Source organism: Pseudomonas sp. IT-P258, assembly GCF_949767825.1.
GTDB classification, from domain to species: Bacteria; Pseudomonadota; Gammaproteobacteria; order Pseudomonadales; family Pseudomonadaceae; genus Aquipseudomonas; species Aquipseudomonas monachiensis.
In genome coordinates this window covers 1-18396 of sequence record NZ_CATKPU010000076.1, presented here as the reverse complement: position 1 = coordinate 18396, position 18396 = coordinate 1, and the positions used below count along the sequence as shown (strand labels likewise).

The 18396-nt window shown below is 59.7% G+C and carries 23 protein-coding genes; 8 read left to right on the top strand and 15 right to left on the bottom strand.

Annotated features, from left to right (window positions below; all coding sequences use genetic code 11):
- Nucleotides 1-12 precede the first annotated feature (12 nt).
- From ACM6G4_RS22670 to ACM6G4_RS22635, 8 genes are all read right to left on the bottom strand, one after another.
- Nucleotides 13-1422 carry a circularly permuted type 2 ATP-grasp protein gene (locus ACM6G4_RS22670; RefSeq protein WP_056721849.1) on the bottom strand — a complete coding sequence of 470 codons (1410 nt, stop codon included), beginning with the start codon at nt 1420-1422 and terminating at the stop codon, nt 13-15.
- Nucleotides 1423-1787: 365 nt separating this feature from the next.
- On the bottom strand, nt 1788-2132 hold the full coding sequence (locus ACM6G4_RS22665) for a ribonuclease E inhibitor RraB (protein ID WP_007971898.1): 345 nt from the start codon (nt 2130-2132) through the stop codon (nt 1788-1790).
- 210 nt (nt 2133-2342) lie between these two features.
- On the bottom strand, nt 2343-2576 hold the full coding sequence (locus ACM6G4_RS22660) for a hypothetical protein (RefSeq protein ID WP_056721845.1): 234 nt from the start codon (nt 2574-2576) through the stop codon (nt 2343-2345).
- Between the two features lie 265 nt (nt 2577-2841).
- Complete coding sequence (speE, locus tag ACM6G4_RS22655) at nt 2842-3717, bottom strand: polyamine aminopropyltransferase (protein ID WP_056721843.1); 876 nt, start codon at nt 3715-3717, stop codon at nt 2842-2844.
- Between the two features lie 251 nt (nt 3718-3968).
- Nucleotides 3969-4160 (bottom strand): PLD nuclease N-terminal domain-containing protein, encoded by a 192-nt coding sequence (locus ACM6G4_RS22650; RefSeq protein WP_046042941.1) that lies wholly within the window; start codon nt 4158-4160, stop codon nt 3969-3971.
- Between the two features lie 80 nt (nt 4161-4240).
- Nucleotides 4241-4771: a hypothetical protein gene (locus tag ACM6G4_RS22645; protein WP_414914665.1), complete on the bottom strand. Its 531-nt coding sequence runs from the start codon at nt 4769-4771 to the stop codon at nt 4241-4243.
- Nucleotides 4772-4925: 154 nt separating this feature from the next.
- On the bottom strand, nt 4926-5444 hold the full coding sequence (locus tag ACM6G4_RS22640) for an ankyrin repeat domain-containing protein (RefSeq protein ID WP_223459068.1): 519 nt from the start codon (nt 5442-5444) through the stop codon (nt 4926-4928).
- Nucleotides 5445-5541: 97 nt separating this feature from the next.
- Nucleotides 5542-7380 (bottom strand): long-chain-acyl-CoA synthetase, encoded by a 1839-nt coding sequence (locus ACM6G4_RS22635; protein ID WP_409078460.1) that lies wholly within the window; start codon nt 7378-7380, stop codon nt 5542-5544.
- Between the two features lie 383 nt (nt 7381-7763).
- On the opposite strand from ACM6G4_RS22635, the gene ACM6G4_RS22630 reads away from it, so the two are divergent.
- Entirely contained in the window at nt 7764-8042 is a 279-nt protein-coding gene (locus ACM6G4_RS22630) for a DUF3509 domain-containing protein (RefSeq protein ID WP_414914664.1), read from the top strand.
- 47 nt (nt 8043-8089) lie between these two features.
- On the opposite strand, the gene mtnC is transcribed toward ACM6G4_RS22630, so the two are convergent.
- The 5 genes from mtnC to aroC are packed head-to-tail and all read right to left on the bottom strand — an operon-like array spanning nt 8090 to nt 12233.
- The gene (gene mtnC / locus ACM6G4_RS22625) at nt 8090-8773 is read right to left on the bottom strand and encodes an acireductone synthase (protein ID WP_414914663.1); all 684 of its coding nucleotides are present in this window, start codon (nt 8771-8773) and stop codon (nt 8090-8092) included.
- A 4-nt stretch (nt 8774-8777) separates the two neighbouring features.
- Nucleotides 8778-9323 carry a 1,2-dihydroxy-3-keto-5-methylthiopentene dioxygenase gene (locus ACM6G4_RS22620; RefSeq protein ID WP_056721834.1) on the bottom strand — a complete coding sequence of 182 codons (546 nt, stop codon included), beginning with the start codon at nt 9321-9323 and terminating at the stop codon, nt 8778-8780.
- A 20-nt stretch (nt 9324-9343) separates the two neighbouring features.
- The gene (locus ACM6G4_RS22615; RefSeq protein ID WP_414914662.1) at nt 9344-9964 is read right to left on the bottom strand and encodes a methylthioribulose 1-phosphate dehydratase; all 621 of its coding nucleotides are present in this window, start codon (nt 9962-9964) and stop codon (nt 9344-9346) included.
- A complete protein-coding gene (locus tag ACM6G4_RS22610; RefSeq protein ID WP_414914661.1) occupies nt 9961-11112 on the bottom strand; it encodes an MFS transporter in 1152 nt (383 codons plus the stop codon). Before ACM6G4_RS22610 ends, ACM6G4_RS22615 begins: the two co-directional genes overlap by 4 nt.
- Nucleotides 11113-11141: 29 nt before the next feature.
- Complete coding sequence (aroC, locus tag ACM6G4_RS22605; protein ID WP_007974902.1) at nt 11142-12233, bottom strand: chorismate synthase; 1092 nt, start codon at nt 12231-12233, stop codon at nt 11142-11144.
- A gap of 83 nt (nt 12234-12316) precedes the next feature.
- Between aroC and ACM6G4_RS22600 the strand changes: the two genes are divergently transcribed.
- Together ACM6G4_RS22600 and ACM6G4_RS22595 are read left to right on the top strand one after the other, a co-directional pair.
- The gene (locus tag ACM6G4_RS22600) at nt 12317-13315 is read left to right on the top strand and encodes an alpha/beta hydrolase (protein ID WP_056721827.1); all 999 of its coding nucleotides are present in this window, start codon (nt 12317-12319) and stop codon (nt 13313-13315) included.
- 88 nt (nt 13316-13403) lie between these two features.
- Nucleotides 13404-14195: a hypothetical protein gene (locus ACM6G4_RS22595; RefSeq protein WP_056721825.1), complete on the top strand. Its 792-nt coding sequence runs from the start codon at nt 13404-13406 to the stop codon at nt 14193-14195.
- A gap of 83 nt (nt 14196-14278) precedes the next feature.
- On the opposite strand, the gene prmB is transcribed toward ACM6G4_RS22595, so the two are convergent.
- A complete protein-coding gene (gene prmB / locus ACM6G4_RS22590; RefSeq protein WP_056721823.1) occupies nt 14279-15187 on the bottom strand; it encodes a 50S ribosomal protein L3 N(5)-glutamine methyltransferase in 909 nt (302 codons plus the stop codon).
- 238 nt (nt 15188-15425) lie between these two features.
- On the opposite strand from prmB, the gene ACM6G4_RS22585 reads away from it, so the two are divergent.
- From ACM6G4_RS22585 to ACM6G4_RS22565, 5 genes are all read left to right on the top strand, one after another.
- Nucleotides 15426-16016, top strand: a complete 591-nt coding sequence (locus ACM6G4_RS22585; protein WP_056721821.1) for a cysteine hydrolase family protein — start codon at nt 15426-15428, stop codon at nt 16014-16016.
- A 131-nt stretch (nt 16017-16147) separates the two neighbouring features.
- Nucleotides 16148-16468: a hypothetical protein gene (locus ACM6G4_RS22580; protein ID WP_008048404.1), complete on the top strand. Its 321-nt coding sequence runs from the start codon at nt 16148-16150 to the stop codon at nt 16466-16468.
- Between the two features lie 78 nt (nt 16469-16546).
- A complete protein-coding gene (locus ACM6G4_RS22575; RefSeq protein WP_056721819.1) occupies nt 16547-17104 on the top strand; it encodes a Smr/MutS family protein in 558 nt (185 codons plus the stop codon).
- A 77-nt stretch (nt 17105-17181) separates the two neighbouring features.
- Complete coding sequence (gene folE / locus ACM6G4_RS22570) at nt 17182-17727, top strand: GTP cyclohydrolase I FolE (RefSeq protein ID WP_007988130.1); 546 nt, start codon at nt 17182-17184, stop codon at nt 17725-17727.
- Between the two features lie 104 nt (nt 17728-17831).
- Entirely contained in the window at nt 17832-18203 is a 372-nt protein-coding gene (locus ACM6G4_RS22565) for a glutathione S-transferase N-terminal domain-containing protein (protein WP_056721816.1), read from the top strand.
- A gap of 93 nt (nt 18204-18296) precedes the next feature.
- On the opposite strand, the gene ACM6G4_RS22560 is transcribed toward ACM6G4_RS22565, so the two are convergent.
- The coding region (locus ACM6G4_RS22560) for a transposase (protein WP_414914779.1) at nt 18297-18396 on the bottom strand (100 nt) is incomplete at its 5' end.

The following is an 18396-nucleotide window of genomic DNA, read 5'->3' as shown; positions in this document are numbered from 1 at the left end:
GACAGGCTTCCTTTAATCCTCGACCACCCAGGTGTCCTTGGTTCCGCCACCCTGAGAGGAGTTGACCACCAGGGAGCCTTCGCGCAAGGCGACACGGGTCAAGCCGCCGGGAACGACCCGGGTTTCACGACCCGACAGGACAAACGGCCGCAAGTCGATATGGCGTGGCGCAATGCCGTTTTCGACAAAGGTCGGACAGGTCGACAGCGACAGCGTCGGTTGCGCGATATATGCATGGGGCTTGGCGATGATCCGCGCGCGGAAAGCTTCGATTTCCGCCGCCGTCGCCGCCGGCCCCACCAACATTCCGTACCCGCCGGAGCCTTGGGTTTCCTTGACCACCAACTCTGGAAGGTTGGCCAGCACGTGGGAAAGCTCAGAGGGATTACGGCATTGCCACGTAGGAACGTTCTTCAGGATCGGCTCTTCATCGAGATAGAAACGGATCATGTCGGTAACGAACGGGTACACCGACTTGTCGTCCGCCACCCCCGTGCCGATGGCATTAGCCAGCACCACGTTGCCGGAACGGTAGGACGACAGCAGCCCCGGCACGCCGAGCATCGATTCCGGGTTGAATGCCAGCGGGTCGAGGAACGCATCGTCGAGGCGACGGTAGATCACGTCGACGGCTTTCGGCCCGTCGGTGGTTCGCATGTAGACCTTGTCGTCACGCACGAACAGGTCCGCGCCTTCCACCAGCTCCACGCCCATTTCCCGCGCCAGGAACGCATGCTCGAAGAACGCACTGTTGAAGCGCCCCGGCGTCAGCACCACCACGCTCGGGTTATCGATCGGGCTTGAGCTTTTCAGGGTATCGAGCAGCAGGTTCGGGTAGTGGTCGATGGGGGCAATGCGTTGCGCCGCGAACAGCTCGGGGAACAGGCGCATCATCATCTTGCGGTCTTCGAGCATGTAGCTGACGCCGCTCGGTGTTCGCAGATTGTCTTCAAGAACGTAGTAGGTGCCGTCGCCGTCGCGTACCAGGTCGACGCCGGAGATGTGCGAATAGATATCGCGGTGCAGATCCAGCCCTTGCATCGCCAACTGGTACTGCTCGTTGGCCAGCACCTGCTCGGCCGGAATGATGCCGGCCCTGATGATGCGCTGCTCGTGATAAAGGTCGGCGAGGAACATGTTCAACGCCTTGACCCGCTGGATGCACCCGCGCTCGACTATCCGCCATTCGCTGGCGGGGATACTGCGGGGGATGGTGTCGAAGGGAATCAGGCGCTCTGTCCCTTGCTCATCACCGTAGAGCGTGAAAGTAATCCCGGCGCGATGAAACAGCAGATCGGCCTCGCGTCGCCGTTGTGCCAGAAGCTCGTCAGGCGTCTCGGCCAGCCAACGGGCAAACTCCCGATAATGCGGGCGGACCTGGCCGCCGGCATCGTACATCTCATCAAAATAGGTGCGGATCATGCCGTACTCCTTGTCACTCGGACGTCCAGACCTTCGCAAGGCCCGTGCCATCGGCATAAACGCTTAAATTTCAATCAGTTGGGTAATCAACGCGCACGCGCCGCACCAATCCTGTGCGGTAAATGCCCCAACCTGATCGCCCCCGCTTCATTGCAAGGCGTGGTGGTCGCCTATCACCAGCATAGCCAGAGTTGATTTCACTGCCCGGCAACGGATGCGGATAATCCAGGCATTCGCTGAAAAGCTCACCGAACTTCCCTTTTAGCCGCCTGCCCTGGCGGCTTTTTTTTGGTGTCCAACGCCCACAAATGAAAACGGCCAACCCGAAGGTCAGCCGTCATTGCTGGTTGTCACTGTTCATAAGGTTATGCGAGTCGCCCTCGTACCTCCTGTTTCACACCCCAGCCTTCGATAATGCCGCCCAGAGGCTCGACCACTGCTTCGAAACCCTGTTCGAAGTCGCCGATATCGTCGTAGGTGGCATACATGACCTTGCACAGTTCCAGCGCCCAGGCGCCGTCGTCGCGCACACTGACTTGCGCATCCAGGGATTCACCACGGTGGAAATGACCTGCCGCCCTGCGTGCCCGCTCCTCGTCCGGGAAAATGGCGTAGAACTCGATGGGATGAAACCGGGAAAAGTCAAAACCGCCTTCTTTCATGCGGCGCAGCACACTGCTGCTGATGTCTTCTTGATAGGCTGTGCTCATGAAACGTCCTCCTCAAAACGATGGATAGACTTTCCGTACTCCCTCACCCGCAACCGAACAGCGCGAGCGACGGCAAACGATGTGCCGGCGGGAAACAAGCATGGAGCTGACAAGACCAGACCTTAGCGATTCATTCGCTGATCTCGCTTGCAGAGTAGCCTCAAGATAGAGCCTCTGCCAAGGCCTGGATGTGAATGCGACAGGTATCGTTCAGATTGGAGTAATGTCGAGGATTTGAATGCTGTTCTGCGACTTGAGCTCTTTGACGCTCGCGTCATTGGTCCGCCCTTCCAGATCGTTCAGATCCAGTTCGGCGGCGACAGGAAGAAGCCGGGCCTTGATGAGCTTGGCAGCACGCTCGTAGTCCGGGCGCTCGGTGCACTCAAAGACTTCGTCGATGGTTTCGCCATGATCATCCACGAAAGTGACTTTCCACTTTTGCATTGGTGCCTCCTCGATAAAACCCATGGATGGGCTTACCTCTATCTCGACCTTGTTAGCTGACTAATTGTTCCGCCGAGTCAAACACGTCGACGGATGTGAAAATCACTCTCAACACCCTTTGTAACCCGCCAAGCGCAAACCATGTGGGAGCGGGCTTGCTCGCGAAAGCGGTGTGTCAGCCAGCTTGATTTCAGCTGACCGTCCCTCTTCGCGAGCAAGTCGGATCGCCGCACCGCCGCTCCCACAGGTTTTGTGTTTCAGCCTATCAGTCGTTGCTTGGCTTGTTCACCGCCTGCAGCACGTACTGAGGCAAGGCGAAGGCGCCGATGTGGATTTCAGGATTGTAGTAGCGGGTGACTATGCCGCTGCCCGTGAAGCGCTGTTGCAGGGTTTCGCGGGACAACTTGCGATAAGCGGTATTGGTGGCGCCCCAGGCGAAGGTCATCGAGCCACCGATGTAGGTCGGCACGGCGGCCTGATAGAAGTGCCAGTCCGGGAACAGGCTGCGCAGGCGACCGGCGGTGGTCTTCACTTCTTCGATCTGCATGAATGGCGTGCCGTTCTGGGTCACCAGGATGCCGCCTTCGTTCAGGCAGCGGTGGCAGGCCTGGTAGAAGTTTTCCGAGAACAGTACTTCACCCGGGCCGATCGGGTCGGTGGAGTCGGAAATGATCACGTCGAACTTTTCAGTGGTGGTGGCGACGAAACGCATGCCGTCGTCGATCACCAGGTTCAGGCGTGGATCATCGAACGCGCCCTTGGAGTGATTCGGCAGGAATTCCTTGCACATGTCGACCACGGTGCCGTCGATCTCGACCATGGTGATGTGCTCGACGCTGCGGTGCTTGGCCACTTCACGCAACATGCCGCCGTCACCGCCGCCGATGATCAGCACGCGCTTGGCCGCACCGTGCGCCAGGATCGGCACGTGGGTCAGCATTTCGTGGTAGATGAATTCGTCGGCTTCGGTGGTCTGGATCACGCCGTCCAGCGCCATCACGCGGCCCATGCGCGGATTTTCGAAGATCACCAGGTGCTGGTGCTCGGTGCGCACTTCGTGCAGCAGTTTTTCCATGCGAAAACGCTGGCCGTAGCCTTCGTAGAGGGTTTCCAGGTAGTCGCTGGTCGGGGTGTTGCTCATGGGAAGTGCTCCGATGAATGCGGGTGGCAACGGACGGTTACCCGCCCATGATGGCCAATCGAGTGTCTCGATTGACCGGGAAAGGCGCGCATTCTACGTCGCGGAACATGACAGGTCGAACCCCACTTGTTCGACTTGCCACAATCCTGTGGGAGCGGGCTTGCTCGCGAAGCAGGCAACTCGGTTTGTCGGCGAACCGCGTAATCGTTCTTCGCGAGCAGGCTCGCTCCCACAGGTTCAGTGTCGCCTGCTCAGAGTTTGACGTTGCCCCGCGGCCCGGCGATGGCCCAGATGATCAGTCCCAGTACCGGCAACAGCGCGATCAGCAGTACCCAGAGGATTTTCATCCCGGTCTCGGCACTGCTTTTGAAGACGTTGATGATGGCCCAGATGTCCAGGACAAAAATGATCAAGGCAACCAGGCTGTTGAACGTGGAACCCATGGTGACGCTCCCAAAGAGTGATATGCCCCCTCAGGATAGACGCTCGTCGCGAGGATTCCTTTTTATTGACAGTGTCTGGGTCAGACGTGGATCGCCACTTTCAGGGCTTCCAGGGATGGCGCGACTGCGATGCCCGCTTCTGCGCACAATTCCAGCACCCGTGGCACGTCATTGCCGTAGACCAGGACCACCTGCAATTCGTCATCGAGCAACTGGCTGAAATTCATCAGCGTGTAGCCACCATTTTCCTTGTTCATGCTACTCATCTGCACCTGGATGCGGTTGAGCGCGGTCAGGGCTTCGGTCTTGGCCAGTTGCTTGGGCTTGAGATTGAACTCCACCCCTGGGCCGAATGAGGCGACGATCTGGGCGAACAGGTCCATGTAGGTGTCAGCCTGGAACAGTACCGTTTCCGGTAGGCTGCCAACCACCACCCATTCACCCAGCGGGATCGGGAAGGTTTCGTCGTAGTTGATGTCCGGATTGGCGCTCAGAAAAGCATCCTGATCGGCGTATGCCTGGGCCGCTTCGTCCGCAACCTTGAGGATTTCGTCTTCGCCCATGCACCCGGAGCTGATTTTGCTGATGAGTTCGACGAGTGCGGCTTTCATGGGGAGGATCCTGTAGCGAGGTGAATTTTGAGGGCGCGAAGGATACCGCAAGGATAGATTCGAATGCCCAAAAAAGATCGCAGCCTTCGGCAGCTCCTACATTGAGTGGCGTACACCCGTAGGAGCTGCCGAAGGCTGCGATCTTTTAAAGCAATCAGCCAATCAGCTTCTCAAGCTGCGCAACGGTATCGGAAGCGCCCATGGTTTTAGCCGCCTCCAGCGCGGTGATGCCATTGGCGTCCTTGGCTTTCGGGTCGGCGCCCTTGCTGATCAGGTAGTCGACCACTTCGACGCGGTTGAACATTGCCGCCATCATCAGCGCCGTGCGGCCATCGAAGGACGAGCCTTCCACCTGGGCGCCGCCGTCGACCAAGGCCTTGATCACCGCCAGGTCGCCCTTGAAGGCGGCGCCGGCAATCGGGCTCTGGCCGTTGTCGTTGCGGATCTCCGGGTCGGCCTTGTGCTCCAGCAGGACTTTTACCGTGTCCACGTGACCGTGATACGCGGCCAGCATCAGCAAGGTATCGCCCTTGTGGTTACGCAGGTTCGGCGGTAAACCCTTGGTCAGCAGCGCGGCCATCATCGCCGCATCGCCCTCCCGTGCCTTGTTGAATACCTGTTCGGTGAATTCGGCGGCTTCTTCGGGGGTCATCTGGCGGCTTTTGTCTGACATTGGGCACTCCCTTTTCTGTCATTCGTAAAAGCCGACAGTTTCCCGAGCGCCCCCGGCACTGTCACTTGTTTTTTCTCATGGGCCGCCATAGCCAGATTCAATAGCGGTACTTGCCGTCGTGAATGTCGGACAACAACTGCTCCGTGACCTGCACGTAAGTCTGCGTCCCCGGCAGCCAGGCATAGATCGGATCATCGCCGGTTTTACCCGGGTCGAAGGCCTCGTCCTTGAGTCGGGTCTTCTGATATTTGAACGTCCCGGTGGTTTCCATTTTCACTTTCACCCGCAGGAACAACGGCACCGCATAGGCCGGCATTTGCTCGCGGGCGAAGGCCAGCAGCTCGCTGAAATCCAGGGTTGCCAGGGATTCGGCCGGGGTAATCGCCGCCATCCCGGCCCGGCCATTGGTGTTGCGGATTTCCACGCCATAGGCCACGGCTTCGGAAATAAGCGGGTGTTGCAGGAGGATGTTTTCGACCTCCGTCGTCGAGACGTTTTCGCCCTTCCAGCGGTAGGTGTCGCCCAGGCGGTCGACAAACTGCGCATGCCCAAAGCCGATGTTGCGCAACAGGTCGCCGGTGTTGAAGTAGCGGTCGCCCTTTTCGAACACATCCTCAAGCACAACCTTGGCGGTTTTCTGCGGATCGGTGTAGCCGTCCAGGGGTGCCTTGTCGTCGATTTTTGCCAGCAACAACCCCTGCTCGCCCTTGGCGACCTTGCGCATCAGGCCATTGGCCTGACGAATCGGCGCGCCGCTGTCGTGGTCGTACGCAACCAGCTCCCAGGACATCAGGGAAAAACCGATGGTGTTGTCGAAATTGAGAATATTGGTGAAACCGATGTTGCCGTCGCTGGCGGCGTACAGCTCGCAGATGTGATTGACCGCAAAGCGGGTCTTGAACTCGTTCCAGGCGCCGGGCCGCAAGCCGTTGCCGATCATTTTCTTCACATCGTGCCGGCTGTCGTCGGCGCTGGACGGTTGATCGACCAGGTAGCGGCACAATTCACCGACATAACCGATGGTGGTCGCCCGGTACTTGCGCGCATCGTTCCAGAACTGACTGGCGCTGAATTTGCGGCGGATGGCGAACCCGCTGGCACCACTGACGGCCGAACCCCAGCACACGCAAAGGCCCGTGGCGTGGTACAGCGGCAAAGTGCAATAGACGACATCGTCGGGGCGCATGTCCAGGGCGATCATGCCGAAGCTCGCCGAACTGCGCATCCAGCGTCCGTGCTTGAACACGCCCGCCTTGGGCAACCCCGTGGTGCCCGAGGTGTAAATATAAAAGCAGGGATCATCAAAGAAAATCTGCCGGCTGCTGGCCGGGTTGTCGCTGCCATCGTCGAGACTGACGGTCATCAGGTTGATGAAACCTTCAGGCGCGATACCCGGTTGGCGCGAGGTGTCCTGATCGGCGACGAACCAGGTTCGGTCAGCCTTGATCGACACCCGGTCACGCACTCCGAGGTACGCCGGGACCAACTCCTCACCGACAATGATCGCCGCCGGCGCCACCAGATTCACACTGTGCACCAGGGTGTCGCGGGTCTGGGAGGTATTGAGCAGCGCACTGATTGCGCCGACCTTGGCCACCGCCAGTATGGTCACCAGCAGTTCCGGGCGGTTCTCGATGAAGACCGCCACCACATCCCCCTTGCCGATGCCTTGGCCGATCAGGTGATGGGCGATGCGATTGGCCCATTGGTTGACCTCGGAGTAACTGAGCGTTACGTCGCCTTGCAACAGCGCCGGGCCATCCGGGTTACGCAACGTGGCTTGCTCGAAACTCCAGCCCAAACCACACGCTTGGGTCGGGTCCTTGACGTTGGCGGCCTTCATGCCCTTCACCACCCGGGGGATGGCCTTGGCAATGGAAGGCAGCTTGCGGAGCATCATGCCCCAGGTAATCGTGTCGTTCGACGTGCGACTCATGTTGCTCCCGTTCGATCTTTTTATTGTCGGGCTGCGATGACTGAGCCCGAAAATACGTCAACGGTTCTTGAGCTGTACACGCGGTTTTTGAAATGTTTTGTATCCGCGATCTTGATCCGCGATCTTGATCTGCGATCTTGATCCGCGGTTGATACAGGGCCAATCGTGAACCCTCGCACACGCAATGGTTCCATCGAATCGCCGAGCGACCGCGCAAAATGCAGGATGCACGATAGCCGTTCATGCAGAATGCACGAAAGCAAAAATCACCAACGATACTAACTTGTTGTTTTATATATTAATTTATAGAAAACCAAGGCTGGCACAATCACTGCAATCCTCTCCGTATGCTTGCCATTCAAGAGCTAACGGAGCTGAAAGACATGAACCTGATTCAGGAAAAATTTTCGTCCCTGTTCTCCAACTTCGACGTCACCACCCAGGCCCGCCCTGACGGTGGGATCCTGCTGACCCTCAGCGGCGGCGAAGGCAAAGTGTTCAAGCGTTCGATTTCCTACCAGCAGTTGCACAATGGCGACCAACTGACGTGGGTCATCAGTGCGATTCGCCGCGACCTCGCCGAACAAGCCAGTGAACTGCCGCAGATTTCCATGCTGCAGAGCCAGCAACGGTTTGCGCTGCCGACCTATCACTCACTGTAAAAAAAATGTGGGAGCGGGCTTGCTCGCTCCCACAGGTTTTGTGGTGTTTAGAAATTAGCAGGATCGATCCGCGCAAAGCTGTCCACGGTGACATGCCCTGCCAGTTCTCCGCCCTCACGGGCCAGCCCGCATGTGGCCATCCCCGCCGTGCGCGCCGCGTCGAGTTCTTCGACGATGTCCGACAGAAACAGGATCTGCCCCGCCTCAAGGTTGATCGCCTGGCTGATGTTGGCGTAGGACTGCGCCTCGCGCTTGGGGCCCGAAGTGGTATCGAAATAGCCGCTGAACAGCGGCGTCAGATCCCCTGCCTCCGAGCAGCCGAAGATCAACCGCTGGGCCTGGATCGAGCCGGACGAGTAAACAAACAGTTGAAAGCCGTCCCGATGCCAGCGCTTGAGCGCGTCAACGGCGTCCGGGTACACATGCCCCTTCAACTGCCCGGCCTGATAGCCCTGTTCCCAGACCATGCCCTGCAACGCCTTCAACGGCGTGGCCTTGCGGTCTTCAGCGATCCAGCCCAACAGGATCTCGATGACCCGCTCGACGTCGGCGTTCGGTTCGTTGCCGTCGCGGCGCACGGCAGCCAGTTGCTCTGCCACATCGGCGCGTTCGGCGTGCTGACGGACAAATGCCGGCAAGTGTTTGGCAGCGTAGGGAAACAGCACGTCGAACACAAAACTCACCGCGCTGGTGGTGCCTTCGATGTCGGTGAGAATCGCTTTGATCGGCATCGACTCAGTCCTCCAGGCGCGGGAATTGGCTGGCGATGTCTTCGCCGGTGAAATTGGCTACCCAACCTTCCGGGTTGTTGAACAGACGGATCGCGACGAAATGCGGATGCTCGCCCATGTCGAACCAGTGCTTGGTTCCGGCTGGCACCGAGATCAGGTCGTTTTTCTCACACAGCACCGCGTAGACGTAATCGTCGATGTGCAGGGTAAACAGGCCACGGCCAGCGACGAAAAATCGTACTTCATCTTCGCCATGGCGATGTTCGTCGAGGAACTTGGCACGCAGTTCGGCTTTTTGCGGGTGATCGCTGTTGAGGCTGATCACGTCGACAGTGACGTAACCGTGCTCGGTCATCAGCTTGTCGATCTGCTCCTGGTAGGCGGCGATCACTTCTTCCTGGCTGGCGCCCGGCTGGATCTTCGCCGCCGCTTGCCAGCGGTCGAAACGAACGCCCTGCTCGGCCAGGGTCGAGGCGATGTCTTCGAAATGGGTCAGCACCTTGTTGGGGATTTCAGGACTGGAAACGTGATAGACGGACAGGCTGCTCATCTGGGCAACTCCTTAACGGTTCATGCTTTAAAGAGCGAGCGCATCTTCAACTCGCACTCGAACAAAAATTCAAAGGCCTCGATCTGCCGCAGGGCATCGCTCATGCGCGCGCCCCAGGTGTACAGGCCATGGCCGCGAATCAGGTAACCGACGCAATCGGGATGGGCGTCGAGCCAAGGCTGCACCTTGGCGGCCAGGCGCGCAATGTCCTGGTCGTTGTCGAAAATCGGCACGTGCACCCGGGATTCGTGGGTCGTCACACCGCTGAAGGCCTTTTGCAGTTCGTAGTCTTCGAACTCGATGAAGTCTTGCGACGTCAGGCGCGACAGCACGGTGGCGTTCACCGAGTGGGTGTGCAGCACCGCACCGATCTCCGGGCGCCAGCTGTAGAGTTGGGTGTGCAGCAGGGTTTCGGCGGACGGTTTCTTGCCCGGCTCCAGGCTGTTGCCCGACAGGTCGGTGGCCAGCACATCGTCCATGCCCAGTTGCCCCTTGTGCTTGCCGGAGACGGTCAGCAAGGCTTCGGTCGGCGACAGGCGGGTCGAGTAATTGCTGCTGGTGGCCGGCGACCAGCCGCGGCCATACAGAAAACGCCCGGCGTCGATGATTTCCTGGGCGAGTTGTTCACGGGTAAGGCTCATGGCCTGTCCTCTTGCATACGTGTGGCAATGATAACGGCAGCCGCGACGGCTGCGAGACTGGCAATACTAAAGGTCCATGCCGCGCCGAGGGCATTCCAGCTGTAGCCGGAATACAAAGCGCCCAACGCACCGCCGGTGCCGGCCAACGCGGCATACAGCGCCTGGCCCTGGCCTTGCTGGCGCGCGCCGAAGCTACGTTGCACGAATGAAATGGCAGCGGCGTGAAAGCTGCCGAATGTCGCCGCGTGCAGTACCTGGGCAAACAGCAGCACCCAAAGGAATTCGGCCAACGACCCGAGCAGCAACCAGCGTAACGCCGCCAGCAGAAAACTCGCCATCAGCACCCGGCGCAAGGAAAACCGCGCGAGGATCTTGCTCATGGCCAAGAACATCAAAACTTCAGCGACGACGCCAACCGCCCAGAGCATACCGATCACGCCCCGGCTGTAACCCAGGTGCTCAAGATGCAGCGTCAAGAACGTGTAATAAGGCCCGTGGCTCATCTGCATCAGCGCCACGCAGCCGTAAAACGCCAACACACCGGGGTTGCGCAGTTGCTGGAGGAATCCCTCCCCGGTCAACCGTTCACCCTGAATCGGTTGCGCGTTAGGCACCCACAGACTGCTGACCACGATGCCGACCAGGATCAGCACCAGCGCCGCCGGGTAGATGTCCAGGCTCAGCCATTCGAACAAACGGCCCAGCGCGACCACGGTGATGATGAAACCGATCGAGCCCCACAGGCGAATCTGGCTGTAGCGCGAGGTCTGGCCCTGCAAGTGCGCCAGGGTGATGACTTCGAACTGCGGCAACACCGCGTGCCAGAAGAACGCATGCAAGGCCATGACCATCGCCAGCCAGGCGTAGGTCTTGCTGACGAAAATCAGCGAAAAGGTCAGCAGCGTGCACACCGCGCCGAAGCGCACGATGGCCAGCCGCTGACCGGTGTAGTCGCCCAGCCAGCCCCAGATGTTCGGCGCCACGCAGCGCATCAGCATCGGTATCGCCACCAGCTCGCCGATGCGCGCGGCGCTGAACCCCAGGTGATCGAAGTACAGCGCCAGAAACGGCGCTGTCGAACCGAGCAAGGCAAAATAGAACAGATAGAAACTGGAGAGCCGCCAGTACGGGAGCGCCGCAGTCGCCATCAGACGGCTGCGACCATGATGTCAGCCATTTACAGCTGACCCAGCACCGGCGTGCTCACACGCACATCGGCGTTCTGCCCACGGTGGCGCAGCAGGTGATCCATCAGCACGATGGCCATCATCGCCTCGGCAATCGGCGTGGCGCGGATACCCACGCACGGATCGTGACGGCCCTTGGTGATCACTTCCACCGGGTTGCCATGGATGTCGATGGAACGGCCCGGTGTGGTGATGCTCGATGTCGGCTTCAGCGCCAGGTGCGCAACGATGGGCTGACCGGAGGAAATACCGCCGAGAATGCCGCCCGCATTGTTGCTGAGGAAACCTTCCGGGGTCATTTCATCGCGGTGCTCGGTGCCACGCTGGGCGACACTGGCGAAACCGGCGCCGATTTCCACGCCCTTGACCGCGTTGATGCTCATCAGCGCATGGGCCAGTTCGGCGTCGAGACGGTCGAAGATCGGCTCGCCCAGGCCCGGCATCACGCCTTCGGCGACCACTGTAATCTTCGCGCCGACCGAGTCCTGGTCCCGGCGCAACTGGTCCATGTAGGCTTCCAGTTCCGGCACCTTGTCCGGGTCCGGGCTGAAGAAGGCGTTCTGCTCGACCGATTCCCAGGTCTTGAACGGGATTTCAATCGGCCCCAGCTGGCTCATGTAGCCGCGAATGACGATGCCCTGGCTGGCCAGGTATTTTTTCGCAATCGCACCGGCCGCGACGCGCATCGCGGTTTCGCGGGCCGAACTGCGGCCGCCGCCGCGATAATCACGCTCGCCGTACTTGTGGTGGTAGGTGTAGTCGGCATGGGCCGGGCGGAACAGATCCTTGATCGCCGAGTAGTCCTTGGACTTCTGGTCGGTGTTGCGGATCAACAGGCCGATGGCGCAACCGGTGGTGCGGCCTTCGAACACGCCGGAGAGGATTTCGACTTCGTCGGCTTCCTGGCGCTGGGTCGTGTGGCGGCTGGTGCCGGGCTTGCGGCGGTCCAGGTCACGCTGCAGATCCTCAAGGGATATCTCCAGCCCCGGCGGGCAGCCATCGACAATGGCGACCAACGCCGGGCCATGGCTTTCGCCCGCGGTGGTGACAGTGAACAGCTTGCCGTAGGTATTGCCGGACATGCAGGACGCTCCGTGAAATGAACCTGAATACGTAATGCGCGCCAGTATACGCAGGCTACCCAAGTAGTTCATCCTCGAACCTTATGGGTGCCTGTGAGTCCAACCGGCATCTTCTGGATGATGGCGCGATGATGCTGCGAGTTCTAGCCTTGAGCCTTACAATGATTTCCGGCTTCGCCCAGGCGACTGTCCTGCAACGACCGATCACCCTGGATACCGGCACCGGCGAGCTTTTCGGCTCGCTGTTACTGCCAAAATCCGACAATCGAGTGCCGGTTGTGCTGATCATTTCCGGTTCCGGCCCTACGGACCGTGACGGAAACAACACCGACGGCGGGCGCAATGACAGCCTCAAGCGTCTGGCCTGGGTGCTGGCCAAACACAACATCGCCAGCGTGCGCTACGACAAGCGCGGCGTGGCCGCAAGCCTGGCGGCAACCCCGGATGAACGCAATCTGACGGTGGACGCCTATGTGGCCGACGCTCAGGCCTGGGGCCGCAAGCTCAAGACCGATCCGCGTTTCGGCCAGTTGATCGTGCTGGGTCACAGCGAAGGCGCCTTGATCGCCAGCCTCGCTGCGCCGGACATCGATGCCGACGCGGTGATTTCTGTCTCGGGCAGCGCAAGGCCAGTGGATCAGGTCATTCGCGAGCAACTGGGCAATCGCCTGCCACCACCGTTGATGCTGCGCAGCAATGAATTGCTCGACAGCCTCAAGGCCGGGAAACCCGACGACAATGTGCCGCCACCCTTGCAGGCGATTTTCCGCCCGAGCGTGCAGCCTTACCTGATTTCCCTGTTCCGCCAGGACCCGGCCACGGCATTTGCCAAGCTGAAGATGCCAGCACTGATCATCCAGGGCAGCAACGACATCCAGGTCGGCGTCAATGACGCAAGGCTGCTCAAGGCAGCCAAACCGGACGCCGAACTGGCGCTGATCGAGGGCATGAACCACGTCATGCGCATCGTGCCCAACGACGTCAAACGCCAGATGGCCTCCTATAAAGACCCGCAGTTACCCCTGGCGGCGGAACTGGGCACGCGAATCCTCGGTTTTATTGACGGACTTCGCGCCAGTTAACCTCCAGTCTTGAAAAAAACGGCCGATAAGCCTTTGTCGCCAACACATTGGTTGGCGACAAGCTGAGCTTGGACAGGATCTCGCCGTTATGACTGACACCCAGACTTCACCCGACACCAGCGCTGAAAAAGACGCACCGCCAGCGGTCGAGCTACCCTGGGCGGACGTCCACGTCGAGCACCACAAGATGCTCCGTCTGGCGCCGCTGCAGACTGACCGCAACACTGGCGGGCGCCCATTGCGCTTTGTCGAATTAGGCTATGCCGAGCGCAACGACAAGGCGCACAGCCTTATGCGCATGAGCATCACCCTGCCCGGCCAGCGCGTACGCAAGGAGCAGAATCATCTGGACGTGTGGGTCGATCACGCCGAAAAACGCGTGCATTTCGGACCGGAAAGCGGATTGCAGATTGAACCGCTGAACCGTGGCATTGGCCGCTACATGGCGGCCCAGGGCATCAACTGGGCAAAGAAGCGCTGGCCGACCTACACCGTCGACGGCTTTGACCTGAACAACAAGGATGCACTGAACGAAGACACCCGCTTGCGTCGCGATCATTTTTTGCGCGTGCATGGGTTCGACGTGGTGTATGCCGATGCCCAGCATTTGAAAGGCAGCGTCAAGGCGGTCAAGGTCGGCGACCTCTCTGGCGAGTGGAACAGCGAAAAACTGCAGGTCGTGGAAATTCTCGAGGCGGCGCAGATGCTCCAGCAAGCCGAGCAGAACCTGGCCGAGCAGGAAGTCAAACTCAAGAAACACGAAGAGAAAGTCAGCAAGTACAAACGCGAAGACGCCGGGCTGCGATTCACCATCACCTGCCTGGTGGCGTTTGCGGTGTTTCAGGCGGGGCTGCTGATCTGGATTGCTACGCACCGTTGAATCAAAAGATCGCAGCCTGCGGCAGCTCCTACAGGAATACGCATTCCATGTAGGAGCTGCCGCAGGCTGCGATCTTTTGCTTTTTAAATGCGGGAAACGAACAACGCCTGATGCTCCCGGCACTGCTGCGCGCTGAGCATGAACACACCATGGCCGCCACGCTCGAACTCCAGCCAGGCGAAGTCCACTTCCGGGTACAGCGCCTCGACGTGCACCTGGCTGTTGCCCACTTCGACAATCAGCAAGCCCTTCTCGGTCAGATGATCCGCCGCCTCGGCGAGCATGCGTCGCACCAGGTTCAAACCGTCATCACCGCAGGCCAGGCCCAGCTCCGGTTCGTGCTGGTATTCGTCCGGCATGTCGGCGAAATCTTCTGCGTCGACGTAGGGCGGGTTCGACACGATCAGGTCGAAACGCTGACCCGGCAAGCCTTCGAAGCCGTCGCCCTGCACCGTGTACACACGCTCATCGACGCCATGGCGCTCGATGTTCTGGTTGGCCACTTCCAGCGCTTCGAACGACAGGTCGGCCAGCACCACTTCGGCATGCTGGAACTCGTAGGCGCAAGCGATGCCGATGCAGCCGGAGCCGGTGCACAGGTCGAGAATTCGCGCCGGCTCGTTGGCCAGCCACGGGGTAAAACGATTTTCAATCAGCTCGCCAATGGGTGAACGCGGGATCAGCACGCGCTCATCGACGATGAACGACATGCCGCAGAACCAGGCCTCACCCAGCAGGTAAGCGGTCGGCACCCGATCTTCGATGCGGCGCTTGAGCAAAAGCTGCAGGTGAACCACTTCGTCTTCTTCCAGATTGCAGTCGAGGTAGCTATCGGCGATTTCCCACGGCAGGTGCAGCGCGCCCAACACCAATTGCCGGGCTTCGTCCCAGGCATTGTCGGTACCGTGGCCGAAAAACAGATCCTCCCCATGGAAGCGGCTGACGGCCCAACGGATATGGTCACGCAGGGTGCGAAGGCGGGAAGTGATCACGACGGCAAACTCCAGAAAAATCGACGGGGGATTCTACCAGTCAAACGACGTCACGACGACGCGGGAAACCACCGATTCAAATGTAGGAGTTATCCATTTTTTCGCCAGGCTATTGAACAAAACGCGACTATTGACAAGGCTACAGGCCAGCAACGACGGCACCTGTGATCGTAGCCATTCACAGAACCGCTCAGCCAGAGGACAATGGCGCAAAAGCCCCACTCCAAGGAGCCCCAGAATGTCTGTTCCAAAAACGATGTTTCAACTCAGTGGCCGCGGTTATGCAGCGGCCAATCTGAGCCATGCCACGCTGGTCATCATCGATGCCCAGAAAGAATACCTCAGCGGTCCCCTGGCCCTGAGCGGCATGGATGAAGCTGTCGCGAACATCAAGCAATTGCTTGCCGCTGCCCGCGCCGCCGGCCGGCCGATCGTGCATGTCCGCCACCTCGGTACGCTCGGCGGGTTGTTCAACCCCCAGGGCGTAGGTGGTGAGTTCATTCCGGGCCTGGAGCCACAGAGCGATGAAACCGTCATCGGCAAATTGCTGCCAAGCGCGTTTCACGGCACCGAACTGGCACAACGCCTGGAAGACCTCGGCGCCCTTGACCTGATCGTCTGCGGCTTCATGAGCCACTCCAGCGTCAGCACCACGGTGCGTGCCGCCAAGAACCTGGGCTTTCGCTGCACCCTGGTGGAAGACGCCTGCGCCACCCGCGACCTGCCTTACAAGGGCGGCGTGCTCAGTGCCGCACACGTTCATCAGACGGAAATGGCGATCATGGGCGACAACTTCGCCACCCTCGCGCTGACCCGTGAACTGATCTGATCGACGCTCAATGAGCGGCATGGAACGCCGCTCATCCGCAAAAGCCTCCCATTTGCCGTAATTGTCTTAGCCTCAGGAACATCCCGGTCAACTCCCGGTCGAAGGGCCGATACCCATTGAGGAAGGTCGGAATGAAGTTATCCGATGGTTTTGACGCTCGCCGCTTGCGGCCCAAAGGCCAAAGCAACTGGCGATTTCGAATCGGCGCGACGTTCGCAGCGTTGCTGGCGATGTGTGGCGTATTGCTCGCCATGGCCGGTGCCGCCAGCCTGCTCGGCCACGCACCCGCCTTGGGTGAATTGAACACCAGCCGCACCGGTGCCGCCGTGATCCTGGCGATCGGCCTGTTCGTGCTGTACCTCGGTGTCTGGTTATGGCGCCGTTGCCGTCGTCGCTCGCGGCAGTCGCGGGAACTGGCCATGTCCCCGCACCTGATGAAAAAACACGACTGAGCCTGGCGTCGCGCGCGTTTTTGTCGCGCCCGATTCGCTTCGAGTTGGGTAAACTGGCCGCCCTTCGCGGAGGCTGACATGCAAGACGACGATTTTTCCCTGTTCAAAAGCGCGATCCAAGGCGTCAAGCCGATCAAGCACGATCGCGCCGAAACCGGCAAACCCAAGGCTGACCGCGCGCAGATTGCCAAGCTGCGTCAAGCGGCGACCGTACGCACCGAATCCACCACCGTCGACGGGCTGTCCGATCAGTTCGTCATCGACGTCGGCCCTGAAGACGAGCTGATGTGGGCCCGCGATGGCGTGCAGGAAAGCCAGATGCGCAAGCTCAAGGTCGGGCAGATTCCGTTCGAAGGCAGCCTCGATCTGCACGGCATGAGCGTGGAAAAGGCCCGGGAAACCCTCTGGGCGTTCCTGGCCGAAGCCACCAGATTCGAAATCCGCTGCGTGCGCGTCACCCATGGCAAGGCCGTGCGACTGGACGGCAAGCGGCCGATGATCAAAAGCCACGTCAACACCTGGCTGCGCCAGCATCCACAGGTGCTCGGCTTCACCTCGTGCCAGGCCAAACACGGTGGTGCCGGCGCGGTTTATGTGATGCTCAAACGTACCATGATGGAAGGTCGCGACGAGTAAAGCTGACGCGTCACGCTTGCAGCGTCGTGCCCGTCACCGTACCCTTGCCCTTTGCGTAAAATCCCACAGGTAGTTTCATGTCCCTGGAACAGAATTACACGGCGATCCTCGGCCAGCTCGGCGAGGACGTTTCCCGCGAAGGCCTGCTCGACACGCCAAAACGTGCCGCCAAAGCCATGCAGTACCTCTGCCGCGGCTATGAACAGACACTGGAAGAGGTCACCAACGGTGCCCTGTTCAGCTCCGACAACAGTGAAATGGTGCTGGTCAAGGACATCGAGTTGTACTCGTTGTGCGAACACCACCTGCTGCCGTTCATCGGCAAGGCTCACGTCGCCTACATCCCGAGCGGCAAGGTCCTGGGCCTGTCGAAAGTGGCGCGGATCGTCGACATGTACGCCCGTCGCCTGCAGATCCAGGAAAACCTCAGCCGCCAGATCGCCGACGCGGTCCAGCAGGTCACCGGTGCCTTGGGCGTCGCGGTGGTGATCGAGGCCAAGCACATGTGCATGATGATGCGCGGTGTGGAAAAGCAGAATTCGACGATGATCACCTCGGTGATGCTCGGAGAGTTCCGTGAAAACGCCGCCACTCGCAGCGAATTCCTCAGCCTCATCAAGTAATTCGCGGCACGAAGAAAACCGGCATTCATCGCCGGTTTTTTTTCGCCTGCAAAAAATCAGGTAAGCTGCGCGCCCTTCTTCATTCGCACCGTGAGGCTTTCAACGTGTTCGTAAAAGCGCTTCGTGTCGGCCTTGGCCAACTGATCATCTTCATCGACTTCATCACCCGCCCAGGCAAGAAGCAGCGTCCGGCGGAAGTTCAGGCACAGGTCAACTCGGCTGCCAAGGGCCTGACGCTGTATCAATTCCACGCCTGCCCGTTCTGCGTGAAGACCCGCCGCACCTTGCGCCGCCTGAATGTGCCGGTGGCACTGCGTGATGCGAAGAACAACGAACAGGATCGCCAGACCCTGCTCGAGCAAGGCGGCAAGATCAAGGTGCCGTGCCTGCGCATTGAAGATAATGGCCAGACCACCTGGATGTATGAGTCCAAGGTGATCATTGATTATCTGGACAAGCGTTTCGCGGCGGCCTGATGTTTTTGTGGTGATCTGACTGACGCCTTCGGGCGGCGTTCCGACGAAGAGGCCCGCACAGGCACCGCAAATCCCGGACAAAAATAAGGTTCTTCACGGATTACCGGGAAAGACGCTCTTGATCTTCATGAAAAAGAATTCGCTGTCCCGGTAACCGTACGCCATCCGCTTAATGACCTTTATTCGATTGTTT